The sequence below is a fragment of the Pseudoalteromonas sp. NBT06-2 genome (genome assembly GCF_002276045.1).
GTDB lineage: Bacteria > Pseudomonadota > Gammaproteobacteria > Enterobacterales > Alteromonadaceae > Pseudoalteromonas.
The window spans coordinates 1-1957 of sequence record NZ_NQMR01000321.1 but is presented as its reverse complement, the minus strand read 5'-3'; the positions used below and the strand labels follow the sequence as shown (position 1 = coordinate 1957).

At 35.5% G+C, this 1957-nt stretch carries 3 protein-coding genes; all 3 read left to right on the top strand.

Annotation, left to right across the window (positions count from 1 at the left end):
- Positions 1-450: 450 nt before the first annotated feature.
- The 3 genes from CJF42_RS25770 (at position 451) to CJF42_RS25760 (ending at position 1927) form a co-directional block, all read left to right on the top strand.
- Entirely contained in the window at positions 451-768 is a 318-nt protein-coding gene (locus CJF42_RS25770) for a hypothetical protein (RefSeq protein WP_095369342.1), read from the top strand.
- 131 nt (positions 769-899) lie between these two features.
- On the top strand, positions 900-1370 hold the full coding sequence (locus tag CJF42_RS25765; protein WP_095369341.1) for a DUF4410 domain-containing protein: 471 nt from the start codon (positions 900-902) through the stop codon (positions 1368-1370).
- Between the two features lie 98 nt (positions 1371-1468).
- Positions 1469-1927, top strand: a complete 459-nt coding sequence (locus tag CJF42_RS25760) for a GNAT family N-acetyltransferase (protein WP_095369340.1) — start codon at positions 1469-1471, stop codon at positions 1925-1927.
- Positions 1928-1957: the final 30 nt, after the last annotated feature.

Sequence of the window (1957 nt, the reverse complement as noted above, 5' to 3'; positions counted from 1 at the left end):
CTTTTTGACATTATAAAACACTCGTTAACTGTGTATGTGTACAGTGTTTTTGTATTTTTAATAAATCAAGCACGCTTTGCATTTTTTTATCGCACGCTTTGTCTTGCTGCAAAAAAATAAAAGCTGTATAGTCAATCACATACGAATATATGCTCCGATATAATAGGCGCATATAAATTACAAAGCGTGCAAGCACACTTTATTTAGTTAAAAATCGTCCATTATATACTTGATTATTAAGCGTTAAATAGTGATTTATAGGAAGTGGTCTAACCAGAAAAGCGTGCGCGCACACTTTGCCACTTCCGTTTTTGTTGATGTTTTTCTCTAAGTCACTTATTTTTAAGTTCTTATTATGAATTTATGTTAAGAGGTCTAACCTGATAAGCGTGCGCGCCGTTTATATAAATGTTATGTATGTGTAAGTTGATATTATCTGAGGTGGTAGGTATGAAAAAATATATTTTGTTAGCGGTACTATTAGCGTTTAGCGGTGGAGCGCTAGCATATTCTCAAGATACGGAAGGAGTGTCTAGGGTGTTTGTTACTCCTCAAGGATCGATTGCGTTACAACTTAAAGGCGGATTTCCTAAAGCTATCGAAACAAATCAGTGTCAAACTAATAATGGTTGGGCTGGTTTGAAAACTTCAGATCCAGTACTTAAATCAGTTATCATTGCTGCAAAATCATCCGGTCAGAAGTTAACTGTTACCATTGAAGGTTGCGAAGGGACTTGGTTCAAAATCAAAGACCTCTATATGAATTAACATAACAAACCAATCCAGCCGACTCCGCAAACGTCGCCCTTTTTTTGCATAAGAACTTGCAAAAGTGGGTCACATTGCTCCGCGGCTGATTGGGGCGTTAGCTCTTAAATATAATCAATCTAGGAAAGTCAATGAAAAATAAAGTATTAATAATCGCTGTAACAATGATAATAAGTGCATGTTCCAGCTCAACAAAAGTATCTCAAGCTATCAGTACAAATGGAGTGGGTCCTAAAAGTTATTCTAGTATTGAAATTAGCAATAATAACACAGAGGCACCTGAGCATTTTGCACAAGCAGTGAAGTCTTACCTTAAACAAGAGTTAAAAAGCAATGCTCTTTTTAATGAAAAAGGTGAAAATAAAATCAATGTAAGTATTAATGATTATAGAATGAGATCAGGCTTTAGTAGAGCCATGTTTGGAGTTTTTGCAGGGAAAGATGGGGTTGATTCAGAGGTTGTTGTGACTGATGAAAATGGAGTGGTAATTGGAAAGTCAACTGTTTCTAGTTTTAATGTTATGGCAATTGGTGATATGCAAGATATAGCTAGAATGCATGCAGAAGAAATTGCAAAGTTTCTAGGCAACAAAAAGAGCTAACAAGAACTTCAAACGGAACAAAAACAGTTGGCTAAGTTCCGCTTCGCTTCACATTTTAGCCAACTATTTTTGTCCGCTTAAGTGGGCGTTAGGTGAATATGCGTTTAACTCAACCTTCTGATATAAACTTTATTGAATTGATGTCTTGGTTTCCCACCGAAGAAGAATTAAGTATTTGGTCTGGACCTGGTTTTAGATATCCATTTGATTTAATTTCCTTTAAAAATGACTTAAAACTTGATTCACTTAAGTCATTCTCATTAATCTCAGAGAAAGGAGGTTTATTGGCATTTGGACAATATTATCTGAGACTCGATAGATGCCACCTTGGTAGGCTAGTTGTTAATCCTAATCTACGTGGTCAAGGAGTTGCTTCCCACTTAATAGAAAAATTGAGTACTTTGGGTAAATCAGATTTAAAAGCTGATTCATGCTCGCTGTTTGTTTTAGGGCACAATAAAAGTGCAATTCAAGCTTATACAAAACTTGGCTTTTATATGGCTGATTATCCAGATGAAATACCATTGGAAAATTGTTTTTATATGGTGAAAGTATAAATTCACCTAATAAACAAGGATAGGTCGCGC